General features: G+C 43.9%; 21 protein-coding genes. 14 read left to right on the forward strand and 7 right to left on the reverse strand.

Translation table 11 applies throughout. The annotated features are described in order from the left end of the window. Positions 1-7 precede the first annotated feature (7 nt). The gene (locus L2W36_RS10295; RefSeq protein ID WP_236109978.1) at positions 8-883 is read right to left on the reverse strand and encodes a LysR family transcriptional regulator; all 876 of its coding nucleotides are present in this window, start codon (positions 881-883) and stop codon (positions 8-10) included. 140 nt (positions 884-1,023) lie between these two features. Next, the gene (locus L2W36_RS10300) at positions 1,024-2,193 is read right to left on the reverse strand and encodes a hypothetical protein (RefSeq protein ID WP_236109979.1); all 1,170 of its coding nucleotides are present in this window, start codon (positions 2,191-2,193) and stop codon (positions 1,024-1,026) included. Between the two features lie 371 nt (positions 2,194-2,564). On the opposite strand from L2W36_RS10300, the gene L2W36_RS10305 reads away from it, so the two are divergent. From L2W36_RS10305 to L2W36_RS10315, 3 genes are all read left to right on the forward strand, one after another. Continuing rightward, entirely contained in the window at positions 2,565-3,020 is a 456-nt protein-coding gene (locus L2W36_RS10305) for a PACE efflux transporter (RefSeq protein ID WP_038168217.1), read from the forward strand. Between the two features lie 112 nt (positions 3,021-3,132). Continuing rightward, positions 3,133-3,810 carry a DUF2057 family protein gene (locus L2W36_RS10310; RefSeq protein ID WP_198558590.1) on the forward strand — a complete coding sequence of 226 codons (678 nt, stop codon included), beginning with the start codon at positions 3,133-3,135 and terminating at the stop codon, positions 3,808-3,810. A gap of 61 nt (positions 3,811-3,871) precedes the next feature. Beyond that, positions 3,872-4,474 (forward strand): SGNH/GDSL hydrolase family protein, encoded by a 603-nt coding sequence (locus L2W36_RS10315; protein ID WP_236109980.1) that lies wholly within the window; start codon positions 3,872-3,874, stop codon positions 4,472-4,474. A gap of 82 nt (positions 4,475-4,556) precedes the next feature. Here the strand turns inward: L2W36_RS10315 and L2W36_RS10320 are convergent, their stop codons facing one another. The 3 genes from L2W36_RS10320 to L2W36_RS10330 form a co-directional block, all read right to left on the reverse strand. Further along, complete coding sequence (locus L2W36_RS10320) at positions 4,557-5,945, reverse strand: SLC13 family permease (RefSeq protein WP_006070113.1); 1,389 nt, start codon at positions 5,943-5,945, stop codon at positions 4,557-4,559. Positions 5,946-6,230: 285 nt separating this feature from the next. After that, positions 6,231-7,082, reverse strand: coding sequence for an alpha/beta fold hydrolase (locus L2W36_RS10325; protein WP_006070114.1), 852 nt, complete (start codon positions 7,080-7,082; stop codon positions 6,231-6,233). Between the two features lie 63 nt (positions 7,083-7,145). Further along, the gene (locus L2W36_RS10330; protein WP_006070115.1) at positions 7,146-7,730 is read right to left on the reverse strand and encodes a TetR/AcrR family transcriptional regulator; all 585 of its coding nucleotides are present in this window, start codon (positions 7,728-7,730) and stop codon (positions 7,146-7,148) included. A gap of 130 nt (positions 7,731-7,860) precedes the next feature. Here L2W36_RS10330 and L2W36_RS10335 point away from each other — a divergent pair, with 130 nt between their 5' ends. The 4 genes from L2W36_RS10335 (at position 7,861) to L2W36_RS10350 (ending at position 11,227) form a co-directional block, all read left to right on the forward strand. Then, on the forward strand, positions 7,861-8,817 hold the full coding sequence (locus tag L2W36_RS10335; RefSeq protein WP_006070116.1) for an AEC family transporter: 957 nt from the start codon (positions 7,861-7,863) through the stop codon (positions 8,815-8,817). Between the two features lie 104 nt (positions 8,818-8,921). After that, entirely contained in the window at positions 8,922-9,713 is a 792-nt protein-coding gene (gene thiM / locus L2W36_RS10340) for a hydroxyethylthiazole kinase (RefSeq protein ID WP_236109981.1), read from the forward strand. 9 nt (positions 9,714-9,722) lie between these two features. Then, positions 9,723-10,352 carry a thiamine phosphate synthase gene (thiE, locus tag L2W36_RS10345; RefSeq protein WP_236109982.1) on the forward strand — a complete coding sequence of 210 codons (630 nt, stop codon included), beginning with the start codon at positions 9,723-9,725 and terminating at the stop codon, positions 10,350-10,352. Positions 10,353-10,360: 8 nt separating this feature from the next. Continuing rightward, positions 10,361-11,227 carry a glycerol kinase gene (locus tag L2W36_RS10350; RefSeq protein WP_236109983.1) on the forward strand — a complete coding sequence of 289 codons (867 nt, stop codon included), beginning with the start codon at positions 10,361-10,363 and terminating at the stop codon, positions 11,225-11,227. 30 nt (positions 11,228-11,257) lie between these two features. Here L2W36_RS10350 and L2W36_RS10355 read toward each other — a convergent pair whose 3' ends face one another. Then, positions 11,258-11,821 (reverse strand): SPOR domain-containing protein, encoded by a 564-nt coding sequence (locus tag L2W36_RS10355; RefSeq protein ID WP_006070120.1) that lies wholly within the window; start codon positions 11,819-11,821, stop codon positions 11,258-11,260. A gap of 202 nt (positions 11,822-12,023) precedes the next feature. Between L2W36_RS10355 and nhaD the strand changes: the two genes are divergently transcribed. Then, entirely contained in the window at positions 12,024-13,466 is a 1,443-nt protein-coding gene (nhaD, locus tag L2W36_RS10360; protein WP_006070121.1) for a sodium:proton antiporter NhaD, read from the forward strand. Between the two features lie 83 nt (positions 13,467-13,549). Here the strand turns inward: nhaD and L2W36_RS10365 are convergent, their stop codons facing one another. Beyond that, positions 13,550-13,984 carry an Mpo1 family 2-hydroxy fatty acid dioxygenase gene (locus L2W36_RS10365; protein WP_088878994.1) on the reverse strand — a complete coding sequence of 145 codons (435 nt, stop codon included), beginning with the start codon at positions 13,982-13,984 and terminating at the stop codon, positions 13,550-13,552. A gap of 175 nt (positions 13,985-14,159) precedes the next feature. On the opposite strand from L2W36_RS10365, the gene L2W36_RS10370 reads away from it, so the two are divergent. The 6 genes from L2W36_RS10370 to ebgA all read left to right on the forward strand — a co-directional run bounded on the left by L2W36_RS10370 (position 14,160) and on the right by ebgA (position 22,780). Further along, entirely contained in the window at positions 14,160-15,170 is a 1,011-nt protein-coding gene (locus L2W36_RS10370; protein WP_236109984.1) for a linear amide C-N hydrolase, read from the forward strand. 252 nt (positions 15,171-15,422) lie between these two features. After that, positions 15,423-16,541: a DUF1254 domain-containing protein gene (locus L2W36_RS10375; RefSeq protein WP_236109985.1), complete on the forward strand. Its 1,119-nt coding sequence runs from the start codon at positions 15,423-15,425 to the stop codon at positions 16,539-16,541. 195 nt (positions 16,542-16,736) lie between these two features. Continuing rightward, on the forward strand, positions 16,737-17,624 hold the full coding sequence (locus L2W36_RS10380; RefSeq protein WP_088878997.1) for a LysR family transcriptional regulator: 888 nt from the start codon (positions 16,737-16,739) through the stop codon (positions 17,622-17,624). Beyond that, a complete protein-coding gene (locus tag L2W36_RS10385) occupies positions 17,625-18,164 on the forward strand; it encodes a hydrolase (protein ID WP_236109986.1) in 540 nt (179 codons plus the stop codon). It begins immediately after the preceding gene. 127 nt (positions 18,165-18,291) lie between these two features. After that, positions 18,292-19,278 (forward strand): transcriptional regulator EbgR, encoded by a 987-nt coding sequence (gene ebgR / locus L2W36_RS10390; RefSeq protein WP_236109987.1) that lies wholly within the window; start codon positions 18,292-18,294, stop codon positions 19,276-19,278. Between the two features lie 412 nt (positions 19,279-19,690). Beyond that, complete coding sequence (gene ebgA / locus L2W36_RS10395) at positions 19,691-22,780, forward strand: beta-galactosidase subunit alpha (protein WP_236109988.1); 3,090 nt, start codon at positions 19,691-19,693, stop codon at positions 22,778-22,780.

The raw sequence follows: 22,780 nt of genomic DNA on the forward strand, positions 1-22,780 counted from the left end.
TTTTTACTTAGAAGACACCAAGCATCTCACATAAGTACTTAGCGGCAGGACCTAACCTCGTATTGGATTTCCACAGCACATCCGCTGAGTTCATCATTTCATAGCGCTGGAATTCAGGCCTAAAATCAATCAAGGTACCCATCGCCTGCTTTTCAACAGTGAAATCTTTAGGCACAATCGCCCAACCGATACCCTGTTCCACCAGCTTGATCACATCTTCTTGATCGTCTGCTTGCCAAATATCTTGAGAAAACGCGCCCTGAGCCTGAAGCACCGTATTCTGCATCATGCTGCGACATACAATTTGTCGTTCGCCAATAAGGGTTTCATTGCTCACTTGCTGCATGTCGGCAAAAATCGAATCTGGGCTACAAATACAGACCCACTCAATATTAGCGATAGAAACAAAGTCTAGCCCTTCTGGCACCGCATCAGCCGCTAGGTTAAAGCCAAGCTCCACTTCATCTTTAATAATCGCGTTGGTGAGCTGATGTGCTGCGAGTCTCGAAACATCGACTTGTGTGAAAGGAAAGCGTTGAGACATTTTCTCAATTGCGGATTCCAACAAAGAAAATGGCAATAAAGGATCAATGGCTATCTTAAGTGTATCTTCGACACTATCAACACTAGCTTGAGAGTAATTGCGAATTCGTTCAGCTTGTCTTAATAGCACCTTAGCTTGCGATAACATTCGCTCACCCTGCGGCGTCAGCTTGGGGTACTTGGTACTGCGATCGAAGAGCGTAATCCCGAGATCGACCTCCAGATTATTGACACCAATGCTCACTGAGCTTTGGCTTTTTCCTAAATGCCTCGCAGCAGCAGAAAATGAGCCTTGTTCTGCCGCAGCGACAAAAGCAACAAGCTGTTCAATATTCAGCATACCCAACCCTTTGACTATATTATTAACAAGCGCACCATCGTAAAACAATAGCACAAAAATTGCACCCAAAGATAAACCAAAACAATAATGCCAGTACCGATTATTTGCGCTATAAATCAATAAAATGGCTTAGCTGGCATCTAGAAAGCTTCTCCAAAACGGATATAAAAGCTGGTATTTCCCATCTTTGATACCGCCGCGTCTACGCCAACAGTAAATCGCTCTTTGGCATTCAATAGGTAACGAACACCGACGCCAGCCGACGGTACAACTTCAGACTGAACCGAGTACGTGTAGTACCGGTCCTGATTACCTATCACCGCCGCACCAGCGAAAGCCACACCGCTCCAGAGTGTGGAGAACTTATGCCTATATTCAATTTCAGCTTGGTACACTGAACTGCCCCGGTATTTATTCCAATCGGCACCACGTAAACTGGGGGTCACAAACTCATATTCTGGCGCATCACCTAACATTTCCTTACCCATAACTCGGTACGCGAGCACATCATCTCCAATTGGGAAATATTGACTAATTTCTGCATCCAGTCTGGTAAAGCGTTTGCCCGTCCGTTTGTCTCTTGAGTAGTGCAAGGTACTCAAATCGACGTTTAATCCCTGCGTCGCCCCCATCATATTATCGCGAGAGTCGTAGGTCATAAGCAGTCCAAGCGCGCTATTGCTGCCACTCATTTCTTGCTCAAACGCTTTTTTAATTTCTGGATCGGTATGCTCATTAAGGCTTGCGTTACCACCACTCCACAAACCTTGCACCCCCAAATACAGATCATCAATGATTTGCTTACGTACCTCTGCGTAAACAAAGTTAGAGTAGGATGAATATTGAGCGGCTTTAGGTAACTGCATTCCGACGCGCCCTGTGTATTTCAAATTGAGACCAAAGTGTCCAGCATAGAAACCCGCACGCCACGCATCATGCGCGAAAACATGTTCATGTCCTATGATTGCCATGCCACTGCCTGTATCAGTGTATTGACCGTAAAACATACTGGTAGAGGGGTTTTTAGCGCCTTCGGCTCGGTCGTGAAGGTACATGGCATTAACGCCAAGACCCAGACCAAGTGCATCATCAGTAATTGGAACAGGAAATGCGGCGAACTTGCGGTCAGGAAGCTCATCTGATGTTTCCACCGATTCTTCGGGCTTGTCCTGACTCTCTGTTGAAGTCTTCGATTCGCTCGCATCGCAATAAGGGGCAAAAGCTAGTATTGATATAGCCATCAAAGTCGATGAAAAGTTTGGCGTGTTCAAATGAAATCTCTGTGCGTTATTGAAAATCGTACGTAGCACTTAGATTCCATTCTTTTGAGACCACTTAGGCTCATTGAGTGCAGTTTGGTGGAGGTATCACCAATCGACATCCTACTAAATATTAGTTTGAGGAAAAAGACCAAGTATCCGCATAGTTAATAGGTAATTTTCAAAACTGGCAATTCAGAACAAACAATAGTCGATCATATATATATTAATAACACACCAAATGAGCAACACATTCATTGAAGTTATTGAAAACGTATATTTAGATCATATTCTTACGAAAAAATGGCATTAGAGTCATCACTCCTCCGACCAATTCGAAAATACAATAGATCGATCTTCAAAATGTAATATTTTTTTTATAAAGTTTGCGCAATTCGATGAGATGTGAAGGAGAGCACATTGTGAATTCAAAAAATGTAATGCGAAGCCCTGCGGATAGATTGAGACATACGATTTTGTTCGAGCTATTACTGTTACTTATTGCAGCACCAATTTGTATGTTTGTTTTCGGAGCTAACGTCAAAACCGCAGCGTTAACTGCATTTTCGCTGTCGTTGATCGCTATGGTCTGGAACTACATTTACAATTATGCTTTTGATCGAGCTTTGATTTACTTACGAGGGACATCAAAAAAGACCCCCACTCAACGTGTCTACCACGCATTACTGTTCGAGTTAGGGTTACTAGTCGCGACTATTCCATTGTTGGCATGGAGCTTAAACCTATCATTAATCGATGCCGTGCTAGCTGACTTGGGCTTCGTAATTGTGGCTCTATTTTACGCCTATTTCTTTAATCTGGTTTACGATGCAGTATTTCCGATCGTCGACCACAACAATGACAAGCATGCATTGTAATTTTTTGATTAAATTCCATATTAGTATTGCGGCGAAGATTGCAATCAATCCATAACATAGGCAATCTAGTGTACGCTAAACTATTAGAATAATTCTGCTAGGATAAAATAAAATGAAAGCTTCTAAGATTCTTGCTTGTGCATTACTCGCCGGTTGCAGCACCATGGCTGTTGCTGATGTGACGATCAAAATCCCAGACTCTGTTGATCTACTATCAGTCAATGCTGGAGACCCAGTTACAAAATCCAACGGTTTCTTCTCTTCTGGAAAAACTGCTACGCTTCCAGATGGTGTAAATCAAATTGTATTTCGCTTCGAGCCTTTGTTTGATTTGAATCGAGAAGAACGTGTTACGGTTCCAAGCAAAGCAATCATCGCTCGATTTGATGCTAGCAATACAGAACTCACTCTAGAAGTGCCCACCTACCAGAATGAACGCCAGGCTAAAAAGGACATTGATAGCTTTAAATGGTCTTTGGTCGACGCTGATGGCAATGCTATTCCAGTGACTCAGGACAAACTGATTAAGGACGGTATGCAGATAGGTCGTGATTATGACCGAGAAGCCGAGGATTACAACCGTAAAGGTGGCGTGGCTGCTATCGCTGTAGCAGGCACTGTTTCCGCAGTAACGCTACCCGCAACCTTACCTGCTAATTCAGCAAACGCAGAAATCGCAGTACCAGGTGGCGCAGCAGACAATACGGCTGAAGAGATGCTAATCTTTTGGTACAACAAGGCAGATGCTGACACTAAAGCCCGCTTTAAAGAATACATCAGCAGCAACTAATCTACCTTATTCAAAAGCCGCTCTTAATGGAGCGGCTTTTTCGATCATACGAGAATAATACGTGAAAAAAATTGTCCTATTGGGTGACAGCTTGACGGCTGGATGGGGTTTAGCCACAAATCAAAACTGGTCAGATAAACTCATTGCAGCCCATCCAGATATTGAGTTTATCAACTGTGGTGTACCCGGTGACACGACAACAGGAATGCTATCTAGATTCAAACAACAAGTTTTAGACCAAGCTCCTGATGCCGTTGTTCTATTTGGCGGGCTGAACGACCTCAACTGGGGTACAGATATCAGTGTGGTTGCCAGTAACCTCAACGCTATGATTGCTCAGTCTCAACATCATGGTATTCAACCCATTTTAATCGTCACTTCTGCTATCGACCCAGTTGGTTCGCTCCCAATGTTTGGCAATCGTAAAGACACCGTTGAAGCCATACGCAGTGCTATTAAGCAGTTGAGCCAAAAACATGTCGAAAAGTTGAAAGCAATGTACAGCAGCGGAGAGAATGGGCTTGAGATCGTGGATATCTACCAAACGTTTGAACAATATGCATGCGAAAGAGGCTACGCATCGCTATACCAAGCCGATGGTATTCATTTGTCACCGCTTGGCGCTCAGCTTATCTATAATACGCTGGACAAAATAAACTGGTAAGCAAAAGGGTCATCAGTACACACTGATGACCCTTTTGTATTTACGACCTATTTGATTATTTAGTCAACTCAATGACGTTAGACTATGCCCAAAAGCTCATTGCAATTATGGTCAAAGCGCCGATACAAGCGATATTCAAGATAATACCAATACGCATCATCTCTTGCTGTTTAATATGACCAGAGGCAAAAACAATCGCATTCGGAGGTGTCGCTACCGGAAGCATAAACGCACAAGAGGCTGCCACTGCAATTAACACCGACAAAATCACCGGTGACATTCCAAACGCTTCAGCGACACTCGCAAAAACTGGAATCAGCAACGCCGCACTCGCTGTGTTACTGGCAAACTCAGTTAAGAAGACCACGAACGCTGCAATCACCAAGATAATCACCAACATGTTGAACTGAGAGATCATGTCACTTAATTCATTGGCAAGAAAAACACTCGTTCCCGTTGCTTTAAGGACATTACTCAAACAGATACCACCACCAAACAGCAGTAAGACCCCCCAGTCTGCGGTCTTCTCAATATCCTTCCAATGAACTACTCGAGCAAAGTTCACCGCAACAATAGCGCCAAGAGCAACAATGGTGTCGAATTTCGCATACCCGCCCAACATTGCATTGATCGGTTTGCTAAATATCCACAAGAATACCGTAAGACCAAAGATAAGCAGAGTAACTACTTTCCCTTTATCCCAATTCACTTGCTCATGATTGATTTCGAACTCACCATCAAGCTTAGGTTTTAATACAAAGAACAAGACAGCTAATGCAATAGGGAGCAGAATGATTGATGTTGGTAAACCAAATGCCATCCAGTCAGTAAAAGAGAGCCCTACCTCTGCTGCGGCGATCGCGTTAGGTGGACTTCCAACCATTGTTGCAATACCACCAATACTCGCACTATAAGCAATGCCAAGTAGTACAAAAACGTACGTGTTATGGCCGCTTTCTTCATTTACTTTACTTAATACACCAAGCACCAATGGCAACATCATTGCCGCAGTAGCAGTATTACTGATCCACATAGATAAAAGTGCGGTAACGCCAAACAGCATGAACACCGCAACGCTCATCTTACCTTTTGCCATTACTAGCACTTTATCGGCAATAACCTTGTCTAAGCCTTGCCTATGCATAGCGGCTGCTAGTGCAAAACCACCCAAGAACAAAAATATGATGGAATTGGCAAAGTTATTTAAAGCGGTCTGCGTATCAAACACACCGAACAAAACCGCAATCACCGGCACCAATATAGCAGTCACAGTCACGTGAAGCGCTTCGGTCAACCACAGCACAGCAATAAACGCTAAGATACTAATTCCCAGCACGACACTGGGTTCAAATGGTAAGGTGTTATAGAGCACAGCAAACAGCACGACGTCGGCAAGAATAATCATGCTGTTACGGTTAAAGAACCACTCTCGGGTATTGGAGGGTAAGGGGACACTATCGTTTCTATTCATTATTATGGCTTCCTTTGATTAGACGGGCGAAAGCAACCTTGAAACACGCTTCAATGTCGCGGCCCTAACGCCATAAACGAGATAATGAAACCGGAAGTTAGATTCGATCAGAAGGCTGACTGTATCCGATGTAGTTATATTAAAGAGGATACGACACTGATACTCAGTTTCTACGCTTATGGGACCAAGCTATGATCCCATATAGAAAACCAAGCGCATAATGAAAAATTATCAATCTGTTAACCACATCAACAATATGGATATAATTACAACATCTTGATTTTATTAAGCACCAATCAGCTTATCAAAGCTCGATTTTGCCTCCTGACATTGCATAACCCGACCATGTCCTTGTCCATGTGTCGTGACCAACTCTACATTAGCCATCTCTTGCGCTGCTTTCTTCGACACGGAATATTTAGTGAAACGATCCTTTTCATCATGAACGATAATAGTTGGCGCATTGCGAAGCGCTAATTTGTTATAAGGATCGATGGTTTGCAGAGGATATTGATATTGGGTTTGAATATCATCGACTACCGCTTCAAACAAACGCATCGAATAGCCAGAACGCGCGACGCTACCAAACAAATTATCAAGATAGTCGAGAACCGGCGCGATAAGCAGCAAAGGTTTATCATGAAGTTTCGCGTGCTTACATTCAATCGCCGAAGCCGTGCCCATGCTATGCCCAACTAACCCAGCAACATCGTCTTCATTGTCTAGCAGACCTTCTAAACCGCCGACAAAAGCAGGAATATGCCCAAACGCACCTTCACTTTCACCATGAGCAGGATGATCATACGCAAGCGCAGTAAACCCTCGACTTGCGATGTGCTCCATTAGCGGGAAGAATTGGCTTGCCGTACCAGACCAACCATGAGTCAAAATCCACACAGGACCTGTACCAAGACGATATGTCTTTAACATCCCTTCTGGCGTCGCGATCTCACCCTTTACCAATCCCTGAGGCTCAGAATTCTTTGGTTTAGAACGAACAGGCGTCAACAATAGCTTCTTCGCGGTGTTCTTCGCATGATTAGGCGCCAACTTATGATGAGCGCGCGTTGTAAGGTTAATCATGCGCTTTTTAAAACTGAATTTATTAGAAGTGTTGAAGTAAATTTTGTCACTCATAACTGACTCTTCCTTGCAGCACAATTCGAACGGTCGTGCTTTTTTATCTTAAAAAAATGTCTATTAGCTCGACCAAGACTCAAAAGACTTAGTCACACTATTCCAAAACCTTTGGCTACTTTCTTCTTGCCCAACGAGGGAGTAAAAAACATGCGCACTAAGATAGTGCCCATAAAGTTCAAATGCCGCTTGCTTAACATCCAGATCTTTTTTCAACTCACCAGTTTCGACGGCCTTCTCGATTTGTATCGTTAAGTAGCTGATCCAGCGATAAATCGCCTTGCGTAGAGAAACTTGCAGTTCGTCTTGACGATTATCACGCCAAGCATCGATAAACATACAGCTGCCTTGGAAAGATTGATTCCAACACATCCAGTTATCAATCAAATGCTTAAGCTTATCAATAACCAACTCATGCTGATGCTCTCTAACAGGGGCGATCACACGAGTCTGGAACGTAGCGTCGGCATACTCAACCACCGCTACCTGTAAGTTCACTTTGGAATTAAAATGCGCAAATAGACCACTCTTCGACATCTGACACTGCTTAGCCAGTTCACCGATCGTCAGGCTTTCTAAGCCTTCACGACTCGCTATGCCGAACGCTTGATTAAGAATGTGCTCTTTGGTCAGCTTACCTTTGCTCATTTAAATCTCTAATAAAACGAATACACCACCAATTTAGCACGGTCGTACTTTTTTGCAATCCTTGATTTATTGGGATGAGAAGATGTGGAATAATTATTCAATGCTACTGCGCTGATAATATGGAATGTTTATGGACTCTTTGGTCGACCAACTGCTGTTTTCTATCACCATCACGGGCCCAATTTGTCTTATGATCATTTTGGGAGTAGTGTTCAAACGAATCGGTCTGATCAACGATAATTTTATCGACGTGGCGTCTAAGTTAGTCTTTAAAGTTACCCTACCCGCCATGCTATTTTTAAGCATCGTCAACTCCGAGCACAATTTCTCCGCAGCGAGCCAATTCATTACTTTTAGTATTATTGCCAATATACTTTTCTTCATTTTCACATACACCTCTGTTGGCGCCATGTTTCGTCACTCCACGGATAAAGGCGTCATTATTCAAGGAAGTTTTCGAGCTAATACCGGGATTATAGGCTTGGCTTACGTCGCCAACGCATACGGAGAAAAAGGGGTCGCTTTAGCGGCTATCTATGTTGCTGTCACTACCTTTATTTATAATGTTCAAGCGGTTATTTGCCTTACCCCAAAAGGCACAGACTCTGGTGTTTCAGCCGGAAAAATCATGCTGACTACATTGACCAAAAACCCATTAATTATCGCAATTGTGTCTGGTCTGGTATTCTACATGTTGTCGATTCCCGTGCCTGATATAGCCATTGATGCCGGCAATTATTTCGCCAGAATGACACTGCCATTAGCCCTCCTTTGTACCGGAGGGTCGCTAGACTTAAGCTCGATGAAAAAAGAACAGAAACCAGCATGGCTCGCCAGTAGTTACAAACTTATTTTGGCTCCATTTGTGGTGACAACAGCAGGCTACTGGTTCGGTTTTAGAGGTTTGGAGTTAGGCATTCTATTTTTTATGAGTGCATCGCCAGTCGCTGCTGCAAGCTACGTCATGGCTCGCTCTATGGGAGGAAACTCAGTGCTTGCAGCGAATATCATCGCACTGACAACAGTGCTTTCGACGCTTACTTGCACTGTCGGTATCATTATTCTGACCTCTTTACACGCTATCTAAAGCAAACAGAGCTAAATACCATTACAATCATTCAAAAAGTCATAACCTGAGCCTGTTTTAATTTATTGTCATTCTATCGGCTCAATCTAGGTTTGGAGATAAACATGAACAAAGACCTTATTATCAACGCGCTACAAAAAGTACGTGAGCAAAAACCACTCGTCGTCAATATCACGAATTTTGTTGTCATGAATAACACCGCCAATGCGCTATTAGCCGTAGGCGCTTCACCAATCATGTCACACTCAAAGCAAGAAATGGCGGAAATGATGTCATTCGCAGGCGCACTAGTCATCAATATTGGAACTTTAGATAGTGTGTGGCGTCCTGGTATGTTCTTCGCCGTAGAACAAGCCAATGAAAATAATAAGCCAGTTGTACTCGATCCTGTTGGATGTGGCGCAACCAAATTAAGAACCTCAACCGCTCGTCAACTTGCAGAACTCGCTGACAACTTAATCATTCGTGGTAACGCATCAGAAATCATTGCCATGGCAGGGGAGAAATCACAAAACAAGGGTGTTGATGCACTGGATTCAAGTGAGGCAGCTTTATCTGCGGCGCGCGCATTAGTAGAGGCCTACAACTGCTGTGTCGTAATCTCAGGTGAAACCGACTACGTCGTCAATAAAGAAGCCACTCACGCACTGAGTAATGGTCATGAGATGATGCCTTTTGTCACCGGTATGGGGTGCTCACTATCAGCGGTAACAGGAGCATTTGCTGCGGTTGGTGAAACCACAGGCCTCGCAGCTGCGGCAATATTTGCCATCGCAGGTGAAATCGCGGCTGAACAATCAAAAGGCCCAGGTTCACTGCAAATGAATTTGCTTGATGCTCTGTATCAGCTTTGTGATGAAGAAGTGCTACGCCGTCTCCACATTAAAGAATGTTAAGGACAAACGATGACTCGCAACCCTTATCGACTCTATCTTGTAACAGACGAAAATCAAGACCTCGATACGTTAATAGAAGTCGTGAAGCAGGCTGTTGAAGGTGGAGTGACAATGGTGCAAATACGTGAAAAGCATCATGATATTAGGACCTTCATCACCAAAGCAGCAGCTGTCAAAAAGGTGCTTGAGGGTACTAACGTTCCATTGATCATCAATGACCGAGTAGACGTCGCCCTTGCCATCGATGCAGATGGCGTGCATTTGGGACAGACCGATATGCCAGCGACCCTAGCTCGAACCCTTATCGGTGAGGATAAGATTCTTGGTCTTTCTATTGAAAGCGAAACGCAACTGCAACAAGCGAAACAGCTTCCAATCGACTATATTGGGCTAAGCGCCATATTCTCAACGACAACCAAAACCAACATAAAAACTGAATGGGGGCTTGAAGGGCTTACGAATGCACTTCAACAGATAGAGCTACCTATTGTTGCTATTGGTGGTATCAACGAATCAAACTTGTTAGATGTGGCAAAAACTGGTGTTCATGGTGTCGCGATCGTTTCAGCAATTAGTCATGCCGGCTCACCCAAACAAGCAGCTCAGCAACTGTTAACTATTATGGAAAAGGTCGAGTAAGGAATCGAATGCACGATAAACTGTCCACATCCGCACTAGCAAAAAGTCGAAACCAAGAGTCTAAAGTACTGTTTACGCTTTTGAAGCGCGCAGGTTATATCAGCTGGCACGAGTCCAGTTGGTTACTGACTGACATTGGGCATCGTTTCGGCGGTGACTATGTGGACAGTGAAAAATATGGACGCTTTATCGTGTGGCCGGCAAACCTTGTAATCGACGATACACTTATTAGTGACTCAACACTGACTGCAACACAACTTGGTGAACACTTTGCGCTTCCGGCTAAAAAGATCAATCTTCTACTTAGTGAGCTGGGTTGGATAAAGCGTGACGATAGCCAATGGAAGGCGACGGCCATTGGCCTTCGCGCTGGTGCTCGTCTTCGTAAAGATAAACAGAACAACAATGAGTTTGTTGTTTGGCACCCCTCTGTATTGCGCCACGCTCGATTAAAACAGTCCGTCATCGAATTTAAAGGTCACGATGCAGAAGCGCACTCTACTGAAAAATCCTTCTCGAGTTTTCGGCAAAAATTCGCGGCAAAGCACCGCACTCTCGATGGTCATTACGTTCAATCGAAAGGCGAGCTAATTATTGATAACTGGTTATATATGGCTGGCGTTGTTCATGCTTATCAACGGCAGTTACCAATAGAACAAGATGTCGTGAGTGATTTTTACTTACCACAAGGGAAAGTCTACCTACAATATTGGGGCTCAGATAGCGATGCAGCAGACGACAGGACCATTGAACACACACGTACGCTTTATCAAGAGCATGACCTGAGTCTTATTGAAATATTCCCAGACGATATTCAGAATTTGGATGAGCTATTACCGAAAAAATTAAAGCCGTTTGGTATCAAAGCATACTGATTAGCTCTAATCGCTGTAATCAAGCCTTCGCTAAAAGTAACAGAGGCACGAGTTGCGCCCATGCTGCCCACCAATCATAAAAGGAGTGGCCGCAACCACTGCACTATAGCTTTCTTTCAACGAGTTCGCAGATGACTCTCCTTCAGCACTGGCCACCAACTGGGTTTCACTGGTAGTAATCAAAGTGCTGGTTGTTCTGATAAACGCATCTTTATAGGCCGGTAGGGCTTTCACCTCGGCTAAATCGAGACTTGCTGCTTCGAAGTTTTCATACGGACCAATCAAGCAACGATCTCCGTCTATTTCAGGTTTTAACCATATCGATTTACTGACATTTTGCTGCAAGTTGCTAGGTACTGCACGCAAACTTCCCGATTGAACGAACCCACATTGTATCCAGAAAGACTTATCACTCTCGCTTGGCACACTGCGTCCCCATAACCCTTCTCCAATAGGACATTCACTTTCTAAGACTGGAAACGGCAGGTTTACTTTGTTGGCACTGTCACAAACGTAAGGTTGCGTTTCGGCTAGAGCTGGATTCGCAAATAGAAACATTAGTGTCGTCAACAAGAATGAAATGACTGTTTTCATGAGTTTGCTCCCTTACACCAAATTAGACAGATTCCTTCATCTAAGCCTAGGAGGTCTGAAAACATTGTCAAAAGTCTATTTTTTAACCACAAGCTCTTCATCAGATTCGAGTTAGCTCACAACGAAAATGTTGAATAACCTTTAAAATATCGTATCGCAATTGTTAGCGCCTGATTTTATTTAGCTTTTGAAGGATCAAAACATGATGAAAAAAAGTCGATGGCAGACCCTTTTTGTACTCCCTTTTATCGCCACGTCTACTTTCGCTTCGGAAACGGTATCTTCGGATACCTTTAACTTCACTCAATCCACAGTAGGTTATGCAGCATTACTTATTTTTGGTATTGCTTATACCCTTGTCATGATGGAGGAATACCTTAAATTACGTAAGTCAAAACCTGTTCTGCTCGCAGCAGGCTTAATTTGGATAATAATCGGCTTAGTCTATAAAGACCTAGGTCAAATCGAAGTTGCGAAATCCGCACTAGAACATAATTTGCTCGAATACGCCGAGCTCTTACTATTCTTGTTGGTCGCAATGACCTACATATCAGCAATGGAAGAGCGGCGACTATTCGATGCACTTCAATCTTGGATGGTTGGAAAAGGCTTTAACTTTAGAACCTTATTTTGGTTAACAGGTATCCTCTCTTTCTTCATTTCCCCTATTGCCGATAACCTCACCACCGCATTATTAATGTGTGCAGTCGTGCTTAAAGTCGGGGGAAGCAATCTACGATTTGTAAATATTGCCTGTATTAACATCGTGGTCGCAGCTAATGCGGGCGGTGCATTCAGCCCATTTGGTGATATTACCACCTTAATGGTTTGGCAAGCGGGGCATGTGTCTTTCTCCGAATTTATGCCTCTGTTCGTCCCCTCAGTGATTAACTACATTGTGCCTGCGGTGATCATGTCGCTGTTTGTTCCTAAAACACAACCCGATGCGGTCCATGCTCACGTAGAACTAAAACGTGGAGCGTTTCGCATTGTTGGACTCTTTATTCTCACCATTGCAACGGCCGTTGCCTTCCACGCAGTGCTTCATTTCCCTCCGGTCATGGGCATGATGATGGGACTAGCTTACCTACAATTCTTTGGTTTCTTCCTGCGTAAAACACTGCCTCGCTCCATTGCGAAGAAGAAAGCCATCGCTATTGCAAACAACGATGAAACCGCTCTGAAACGACTAGGTTCCATCGTGCCGTTTGATGTATTTAGACGAGTCTCTCATGCCGAGTGGGATACATTACTATTCTTCTATGGCGTGGTGATGTGTGTCGGGGGGTTAAGTTTGCTAGGTTATCTAAGTGTGGTCTCAGAAATCATGTATACCCAATGGGATCCAGTTTGGGCCAACGTAATGGTAGGTATTCTTTCGGCCATCGTCGATAACATTCCAGTGATGTTTGCGGTATTGACTATGAACCCAGAGCTCTCTATGGGCAACTGGCTGCTCGTAACGTTAACGGCAGGTGTCGGCGGTAGCTTACTGTCTATCGGTTCAGCAGCTGGCGTTGCATTAATGGGGGCTGCACACGGCAAATACACTTTCTTCGGACATTTGAAGTGGATGCCGGTGATTGCCCTCGGCTACGCCGCCAGTATTCTCGCTCACCTTTCGATGAACGGAGGACTGTTCTAAACCGATTATCGAAGGTATTATTGTTACATTCAAAGACCGCTATCCTAGTTTGACTGGGATAGCGGTCTTTTTTCAGTCAACCATCATTTCTGGCGAAACACCCAAATAGGTCCAATCAGTAAGAACTGTAAATCATCAAAAAACGATGGCTTTTTTCCTTCAATCTTGTGTCCAACAAACTGCATTATCCAAAGCACCACAAACATACCAATACAGACGGTAAGCACCGACATTCCCAGCATTGCAGCGAAGGTAATAATTGCTAAGCATGCGAGAGTAAAGATCAACATCTGAATAAACACCGACCGTGATAAACGAAAATAGAAAACCATTACAGGTAGCATCACCACCCATACCCAGTTAATAGACATGCCACCAAGTGGTAACTGGGGTAGAGACCAAATCAACCCCACAATAGAAAGATAAATACCGGGAACTGCAATTTTGTGTATTTTTCGATTAGTACTGTTCTGGTGACTCTCTCCGTAAGCATCTAACCACTGCTGTAACGACTTCATTTGACTTCCTTGTTATTCGACTGGTGTTAATACTCTAGACCAAAATCAACAACTCTTCCTATTCATCCGCTCACTCCATCTTATTAGCTATACTTACAGGTGCTAATTTAAGCTGTTAACGGTAGTTGTCTATTATGGCCTCAACAAAACACAACACCCAACAAGTGAGGTCATTATGAAAAAGTCAGTCCTAAGTTTAGCTCTTGTCGCAACACTATCAGCAGGTTACGTCGCAGATGTAACAGCATGCACATCAGCAATCTACAATAATGGTGATGCTAGTCTCTCAGTGAGAACCATGGATTGGTTTGGACACGATGATGCTGTGGTCGTCGGCACAGGTAAAGGAGTCTCAAATCAGTACAGCACAACCAAAGAGTCAGTTAACACGACCAGCAAATACGCGTCTATCAAAATCAAATCATTCGAGCCACAAATTGTCGCCGAAGCAATGAACCAAGAAGGTTTGGTCGCTCGTATTCTTTACCTTGGTTTGGAATACACCGAAATGGCACCTAACCGCGCCGGCGTGCCTGATGTAGATGCATCACAATTCGCTAATTACGCGGTCGATAACTTCGCTTCGGTTGAAGAGGTCGTTGCTACATTAGACAAGATTGATGTTGTGCAAGACAAAGTATGTGATTTGCCAGGCCATGAAAATGAATGCCTTCCAGCGCCTGTGCATTATCACCTCACCGACGCCAATGGTGATAGCGCGGTGATTGAGTTTGTTGGTGGCGAGGTCAAAATCTATCACGGCGATGTGACGGATGCACCGAGTGTCCAGTACTTATCCAATGATCCTGAGTTCGGCTTCCATATCAACTTGGATAAAGAGAAAGCAGAACCGGGCGCAACGATCCGCGCTTATGATAGACGACTACGCGCCAAAGAAGTGGTTGAAGATATGTATAAGCGTGACGTTACAGACAGTGGCGAAGCGTTGAATAGCCTGAAAGCTGCTGGAGCAACGGTCTTTGCTGGCTATGACCAAATTGACCCATATCTTAATGATGTATTCCCTACACTATGGACAGTCTATACAGACCAGAATGCGAAAGCGATTTACCTAGACCGTTACGACACATGGCAAGTAGAGAGTTACAACTTTACGATGTTCGACAACAATCAAGCCGCAGAAGTCGTGCTCGGTGCTCATCCTAAAGCAGAAGCTGCTAACTAGTCACCTAGATGCGTAGTTAATATCCAAGGCTACATCATGGTTCGTTGATTACAGCGAACCATGATATGCACCAAAAACATATCAATAATTAGATTTAATGATTTCAAAATATATCTTTATCTCTCTATGATTTACCCAGACCTAAGGAAATAAACCAATTGTCGTGCTAGGGAGAGTCATACGGTCAAACGAACGGTCGGGCAGCGTCCTCAATGCTCGAACAGTACAATAGAGATACGAAAGGTTATTGAAATGAAAAAACTGACAATCATCGCTTCCCTGACAGCTACCCTGTTCACTTCTGCGTCAATCGCTCACGATCTTGGTGACCATTTACCTAAGAAAGGGCAACCGACTGAGACTCAAATCTTGAACGGCGGCTCGACAAAAGTTACCAAAGATAACTTTATCCTTGCGGAGTCCGACAAATACTTTTTCGAGCAGCAAGAGAAGTCCGGCATCAACCAGTTTACTCACGATCGTCAACTACTCACCATGGATACTCAGACCGTCGTACGCCAGAATCGAGATACTCTCTATTCTAAATCAATCTGGGATGCCGAGGGTGGCGTAACATTCGAACTACCAATACTCGATTCCTATCAGACTCTTCAGATCATCGATGAACAGCATCGCACTGTCGCTGTCCTATATGCAGAGAAAGGGAAAAATAGGATTACCATTACGCCAGAGATGCTCTCTTCTGGTCAGCATGTTTGGGTCATTGCACGCACCCAAGTTGCTTCCAACTCCCCTGCCGACATTAAAGCCGGAAATGCGAAGCAAGATATGATTAAAGGGACCGCCAACTTTGCAAACCCTTATATACCAAAAGGATTTGACCAGTTTGATAGAGAAAATGTTCGTTTATCTTTAGAAGCCGATGTACTCAAGCTCGACTTTACCAAGGCGATGGGTGCACCTGAAGGCAAACCTTTAAAACCAGAACAGAATCTAGAACAACGTAAAGTCGAGCTTTTCCATGCAAGAGGTTTAACATCGATGGGATTCGGAGGATTGCCTAGTGAGCACGCTTACTACAAAGTTTTACTTGCTGAGGATCGCTCAGGTCAATGTCAAACAATGAACTTCGACGCCCCACCACTGGGTAAAAACGGTTTCTTCTCAATCACGACTTACGGCGCAGATGCCTACGTTCACACTGAGAAATTTGCGTTATCAAGTCGCGAAGATGAGCTCAAACAGAATAATGATGGCAGCTATACCGTTAACTTTAACTGTGGTTCTCAGGCCATCAACAACATTGAAGTGGAACAAGGCTGGACAGGAATACTACGAATGTATAAACCTAATTCCGATACCGAAATCGTGACGTATGCAAAAGGTGTGGAGCAACCTCACTCGAAATAATTTCGTTCCGTTATCGTTAGCATCAGCAGCGCTAGTTGACATCTAGCTGGCGCTGCATATTTACAATGTAAAACCTAGGAGACACGAGAACCAGCCTTAAATAATACCCTTCCAATGAACAAAGTGCCCCTTCATGCTTTACCTCTCTACAAAATTCAAGCACAGTAGAAACACCTTCTTTTCTCGGAGATCAGTATGCTACTTAATACCGAGCGACTTCAATATCTGGTTTGTATTGCCGAGACTGGGTCATTTTCTGCGGCGGCCAGAAAACTCAATGTCAGTGCATCCGCTGTGAATCAAGCGGTACAAGCGATGGAAATTGATATTGGCATTCGTTTATTTGAACGTGTTGCCGGAAAGTCTCCCTCACTGACACCTGAAGGAAAAGCGCTGTACTTCCAAGCGCTTGAAATTGTTCCCCGCTTGCAAGCTATAGAACGAAAAGCACGTTCGCTGCAAAGTGGTGAAGAGCCCTCGCTGACGATTGCAACTCACAGTATGACCTTATACCCAAGGTTTGCCGAGCTAATGTCTTCATTAACCCAGCAGTTTCCAGAGCTAGAGCTGATTTTAGTTGATGCAGAAAAGCACCAGCTATCCACCAATGATGAGATCTTAGGCGCTGACATCATGATTGCTCCTGGCGGGCTATGTCCCCAACGAGGCTCAAATGCACAAATCATAGATAATATCGAATGGTGCTTCATAACCTCACCTAATCATCCGTTGGCAAAGCTCAAAGGTGAGATTACACCTGAAGATCTAGAACAATATCCCCAACTATTATCTTTAGAAGGTAAAGTTGCGACTAGCGAACTACTGGAATCACTGCGTTTTAGCCCTCGCCTCATTCGTTACGAAACCCCTGATCAACTACAAGACATGCTGTTTTACGGCGCTGGTTTTGCCACTTACCCAATCAAACTAGCTCAACCATTTATCGACCATGGTCTAGTAACCAAGTTAAATGTAGGACATTATGATAGTTCTATGGTGTGGCCAGTCGAACTGTCGTGGCGCAGTGGACTCGGCACAGTTGGAACGTGGTTTATAGAACAAGTATTAGAACAGGAGCGTTAAATGCTAGAGCAAGACAACACCCAATTAATGATCATCGATGTACAAGGCAAGCTTGCCCAAATCATGCACGATAAAGAGCACCTGTTCGCCAACCTAAATACCTTGACCAAGGCTGCACAGCTCATGGAATTACCCATTGTTTGGGTAGAGCAAATCCCAGATAAATTAGGTCATACTATCGATGAAGTTCGCCAAGAACTTCCACACCTATCCCCCATTGCAAAAGACGTGTTCAGCGCCTGGGGTGAAATTGCTGTTCAAGAGACGCTCCAACGTAACAACAGAAAACAAATACTATTGGTTGGTATTGAAGCACATATTTGTGTCCATCAAACTGCTTGTGATTTGATGGACCAAGGATATGAAGTTCACCTTGTTGTCGACGCTATTTCTTCGCGTGCACCAGAAAACAAAGAGCTCGCAATCCAACGCCTGTCAAAACAAGGGGCCGTGTTAACTTCCACTGAAATGGCACTCTTTGAACTACAAAAAATCGCCCAAGGCGATCAGTTTAAGCAATTGCTAAAACTTATTAAGTAATCGCTGCTAATTTAAACGATTAACGCTGTTTTTACTAAAACTTTAGTATTTACTGATGAAGATTGTTTACAATAGAACCCAATAGATAGGATTAGTTTTTCGGTATGATGCCGAAGGGTGTGATTGAATGGCAACATTAAAAGACATCGCTAATGAAGCAGGTGTTTCATTGGCGACAGTATCTCGCGTACTGAATGATGACCCGAGTTTGAGTGTAAAAGAACAAACTAAGCTGCGAATTTTAGAGATCGCAGAAGCCTTAGAATATAAGACCAGCAGTTCGAAGAAATCGATCCAGCCTAAGAAGCATAGCCACCATTTCATGGCCATTTATAATTATAAGCAGGAAGCGGAGGTTAACGACCCCTACTACTTATCCATTCGTCATGGTATAGAAACACAGTGTGAAAAGCTGGGAATAAAACTGGTTAATTGCTATGAAGGAGAGTTAGCCCATTCAGACGTTAAAATCACCGGAATACTGTTTGTTGGACGTTGCCCTGAGACCGTTCGCTCCGAAGCTGAAAGCATCACAGACAATATCTGCTTCATTGATTTCTCTGACCCAAACTCAAAGTACGACTCGGTTGATATCGACCTCACTAAAATTAGCAAAGAAATCATAGACTTTTTTATCAATCAAGGGTTCAATCGGATCGGCTTTATCGGCGGTCAAGATGCACCTAATAGTTCTGACATCCGAGAAATGGCATTTGTAGAATATGGCAGCTTAAAAGGCGTGGTATCGCTTGATGATATTTACCGTGGAGAGTTTACCAGTCAATCCGGCTACGAATCTGCGAAAAAGATGTTTTCCAACAATAACTTCCCTCGAGCACTGTTTATCGCTTCAGATTCTATTGCTATTGGTGTATTGCGCGCAATTCATGAGCACGGCCTCAAGATACCAGAAGACATATCTCTTATCAGCGTCAACGATATTCCTACAGCAAAGTTCACCTTTCCTTCACTTTCTACCGTCAGGATTCACTCTGAGATGATGGGTATTCAAGGTGTTAACCTGTTGATGGAAAAAGCAAGAGATGGACGTGCACTGCCATTGAAAGTCTATGTACCCAGTAAACTAAAACTACGAGGCACAACAAAAGAATAGGCACTTTCATATTTTTTAGTAAAACTTACCTATCTATTCTACATTCCACCTTAGTTCGACTCATTGACATCGATTAGCCAACTTTATTCAAAGTTGGCTCACCATTCCTCCTCTTCGTAAAATCATCAAACACCACAAAAACTATAACTAATTGTATTTAAAAGATTAAATTTATTACACCCAGCTAAAACCCTACTACTTATATCAAGTTAAACCCGCCCCTATCATTCACTCCGTTTATTTAAACCCGATCACAACTTTAACTCTCTTGAACGCTTAAATCGTGATCAAGTTAAAGTAAAAAACAAAATTCAATATATTTTAGTAAAACTTTTACTAAAATCATCTCATATCCTAAACGGGCATTTTTAACACAGCATCGACACGGTTTACCTGTCGAGGGAGATTTAACGTGAACAACTGGGAAAACTTTCTTCATCTTCATGAGAATCGCATGGCTCCACGCGCGTATTTCTTCTCATATCCCTCAGTTAACGCCGCTCGAACATTTCAGCGAGAGCTTAGTAGTCACTTTATGCTGCTTAGCGGTCAGTGGCAGTTTCAACTTTTTCATAACCCTATTCTTGTTCCCGACGAGTTTTACTCCCAACCAATGACACAATGGGGACAGATCACCGTACCTAACATGTGGCAAATGGAAGGACACGGTGACCTTCAATACACTGACGAAGGCTTCCCGTTTCCAATTGACGTACCTTTTGTACCCACTGATAACCCAACAGGTGCATACCAACGTACTTTCACTCTCGGCGACAACTGGCAAGACAAGCAAACCATCCTCAAATTCGATGGCGTTGAGACCTACTTCGAAGTTTACGTTAATGGCAACTATGTTGGTTTTAGTAAAGGCAGTCGACTCACCGCAGAATTCGACATTTCATCTGCTGCTCAAGTTGGTGACAACCTGCTAAGCGTTCGAGTCATGCAATGGGCTGATTCGACTTACATTGAAGACCAAGATATGTGGTGGACCGGTGGGATCTTCCGTGATGTCTACTTAGTAGGGAAAGAACCGCTGCATGTGCAGGATGTCTCTATTCGTACTGACTTCAGCGCTGACTATTCGCAAGCGACATTGTCGTGTGAACTGATGCTAGAAAACCTTTCGTCTGCGCGTAGCGATGCTGTTTCAGTTGATTATGAGCTAAAGGATAACCAGCTAAGCATTGCTGCTGGAACCATTGACCACATCTCAGTACAAGGTGCTACCACGACGAACTTCATTATTAATGTCGATGAGCCTACCCATTGGACAGCTGAGAACCCTTACCTCTATCAACTTTTTATCACTTTGAAGAACAACCAAGGTGAGACCATAGAAGTCGTTCCACAACGAGTTGGCTTTCGAGATATCAAAGTTAAAAATGGCCTCTTCTACGTTAACAACCAATACGTCATGCTGCATGGCGTTAACCGACACGATAACGACCATTTAAAAGGCAGGGCTGTAGGCATGGATCGTGTTGAAAAAGACATCATCTTAATGAAGCAGCACAACATCAACTCCGTACGAACTGCTCACTATCCTAATGACCCGCGATTCTACGAACTCTGCGACATCTATGGCTTGTTCGTTATGGCAGAGACTGATGTGGAAACCCATGGATTCGCCAATGTTGGCGATCTTAGCCGCATCACCAACGATCCTGCATGGGAAGCCGTCTTCGTAGACCGTGCTGAACGTCATGTTCACGCACAAAAGAACCACCCTTCCATCATCATGTGGTCTTTAGGCAATGAATCTGGCTATGGATGTAACATCAAAGCGATGTACGACGCTACTAAAGCCATTGATGACACGCGTCTTGTTCACTATGAAGAAGACCGTGACGCCGAAGTCGTTGACGTTATCTCAACCATGTACTCTCGCGCTCAATTGATGAACTACTTTGGCGAACACCCCCACGAAAAGCCACGCATCATCTGCGAATACGCTCACGCAATGGGCAACGGCCCTGGTGGTCTGACTGAGTATCAAAATGTGTTCTACGATCACGATCATATTCAAGGACATTTCGTTTGGGAATGGTGTGATCACGGCATTCTCGCCACCGATGAAAAGGGACAAAGTTTCTATAAGTATGGTGGGGACTTTGGTGATTACCCAAACAATTACAATTTCTGTATGGACGGATTGGTTTACTCAGACCAAACACCGGGACCGGGGTTGAAAGAATACAAACAAGTCATCGCTCCAGTGAAAATTACCGAGGTAGATGCACGCCTAGGTACCTTCATCGTTAGCAATAAACTGTGGTTTACCAACCTAGACGACTACACCATCACCGCTGACATTCGTGCAGAAGGTGAAACGCTTCGCAGTGTTCAATTTAAGGTTGCGGATCTTAGCGCAAATAGCGAGCGCCAAATCGAAATTAGTCTTCCTCAACTCGATGACCGTGAAACATTTATCAACTTCACCGTGCGTAAAGATAGCCGCACTTTATATAGCCAAGCAAATCATGATATTGCCGTTTACCAATATAAAATCAAAGAAAATAGCGCACAAGAAACCGAGTTTGTTTGTACAAATACCACACCTCTTTCACTAGAGGAGAGTCGATTAGCGTACCTAATTTCTGGTCATAACTTCACAATGACTTTCTCGAAAGTCAACGGCAAGCTCTCTTCGTGGGTAGTAAACGGGAAACAGTTTATCGAATCAGAGCCTAAGCTCAATTTCTTCAAACCGATGATCGATAACCATAAACAAGAGCACGAAGGTCTATGGGAGCCTGCTCACTTACCAATCATGCAAGAGCATTTCCGAACCATTGAAGTAGAGCAGATCGACGGGCGCATTGAAGTTCGCACCACCAGCATTATTGCACCACCTGTGTTCGATTTTGGCATGCGCACCGAATATCGTTATCAAATTTCACCTCAAGGTCAGCTCAATATCGAGCTTCAAGGTAAGCGTTATGGTGACTATCCACATGTGATTCCTGTTATTGGTTTTGAACTAGGCATCAATCAACAGTTCGACCAAGTGAAATACTATGGCCGAGGCCCAGAAGAGAATTACCTCGACAGCCAACAAGCCAATATTATCGACGTGTATCAAAGCACAGTCGCGAATATGTTCGAAAACTATCCATTCCCGCAAAACAACGGCAATCGTCAGCACGTGCGCTGGGCAGCTCTGACTAACCGTAACGGCAATGGTTTGTTTATTAAGCCACAACAAGAGCTCAACCTAAGCGCTTGGTTCTACAGCAATGAAAACCTGCACCAAGCCCAGCACACCAACGAGCTTAAACCAAGCGGTCACATCACACTAAACCTTGATCACAAGCTCATGGGCTTAGGCTCTAACTCGTGGGGAAGTGAAGTTCTCGACTCTTACCGTGTCTACATGGATACCTTCCGCTACGGTTTAACGTTACTTCCAATGCAGTCCGGAGACTGTAACGCCAATACGTTGGCCAACTATGACTTCAGTAACCAGTTTTTTACCCGCACAACCACAAACGAGGCATAA

Origin of the sequence: Vibrio sp. McD22-P3 (genome assembly GCF_021568915.1) — a bacterium.
GTDB classification, from domain to species: domain Bacteria; phylum Pseudomonadota; class Gammaproteobacteria; order Enterobacterales; family Vibrionaceae; genus Vibrio; species Vibrio mediterranei.

Bases quoted from the DNA above. Each gene is read 5' to 3' on its own strand.
- nhaD (WP_006070121.1), top strand. From the start codon at position 12,024: ATGATGAAAAAAAGTCGATGGCAGACCCTTTTTGTACTCCCTTTTATC.
- ebgR (WP_236109987.1), top strand. From the start codon at position 18,292: ATGGCAACATTAAAAGACATCGCTAATGAAGCAGGTGTTTCATTGGCG.
- L2W36_RS10350 (WP_236109983.1), top strand. From the start codon at position 10,361: ATGCACGATAAACTGTCCACATCCGCACTAGCAAAAAGTCGAAACCAA.
- L2W36_RS10335 (WP_006070116.1), top strand. From the start codon at position 7,861: ATGGACTCTTTGGTCGACCAACTGCTGTTTTCTATCACCATCACGGGC.
- thiM (WP_236109981.1), top strand. From the start codon at position 8,922: ATGAACAAAGACCTTATTATCAACGCGCTACAAAAAGTACGTGAGCAA.
- L2W36_RS10295 (WP_236109978.1), bottom strand. From the start codon at position 883: ATGCTGAATATTGAACAGCTTGTTGCTTTTGTCGCTGCGGCAGAACAA.
- thiE (WP_236109982.1), top strand. From the start codon at position 9,723: ATGACTCGCAACCCTTATCGACTCTATCTTGTAACAGACGAAAATCAA.
- L2W36_RS10365 (WP_088878994.1), bottom strand. From the start codon at position 13,984: ATGAAGTCGTTACAGCAGTGGTTAGATGCTTACGGAGAGAGTCACCAG.
- L2W36_RS10355 (WP_006070120.1), bottom strand. From the start codon at position 11,821: ATGAAAACAGTCATTTCATTCTTGTTGACGACACTAATGTTTCTATTT.
- L2W36_RS10370 (WP_236109984.1), top strand. From the start codon at position 14,160: ATGAAAAAGTCAGTCCTAAGTTTAGCTCTTGTCGCAACACTATCAGCA.
- L2W36_RS10325 (WP_006070114.1), bottom strand. From the start codon at position 7,082: ATGAGTGACAAAATTTACTTCAACACTTCTAATAAATTCAGTTTTAAA.
- L2W36_RS10385 (WP_236109986.1), top strand. From the start codon at position 17,625: ATGCTAGAGCAAGACAACACCCAATTAATGATCATCGATGTACAAGGC.
- L2W36_RS10380 (WP_088878997.1), top strand. From the start codon at position 16,737: ATGCTACTTAATACCGAGCGACTTCAATATCTGGTTTGTATTGCCGAG.
- L2W36_RS10375 (WP_236109985.1), top strand. From the start codon at position 15,423: ATGAAAAAACTGACAATCATCGCTTCCCTGACAGCTACCCTGTTCACT.
- L2W36_RS10330 (WP_006070115.1), bottom strand. From the start codon at position 7,730: ATGAGCAAAGGTAAGCTGACCAAAGAGCACATTCTTAATCAAGCGTTC.
- L2W36_RS10320 (WP_006070113.1), bottom strand. From the start codon at position 5,945: ATGAATAGAAACGATAGTGTCCCCTTACCCTCCAATACCCGAGAGTGG.
- L2W36_RS10310 (WP_198558590.1), top strand. From the start codon at position 3,133: ATGAAAGCTTCTAAGATTCTTGCTTGTGCATTACTCGCCGGTTGCAGC.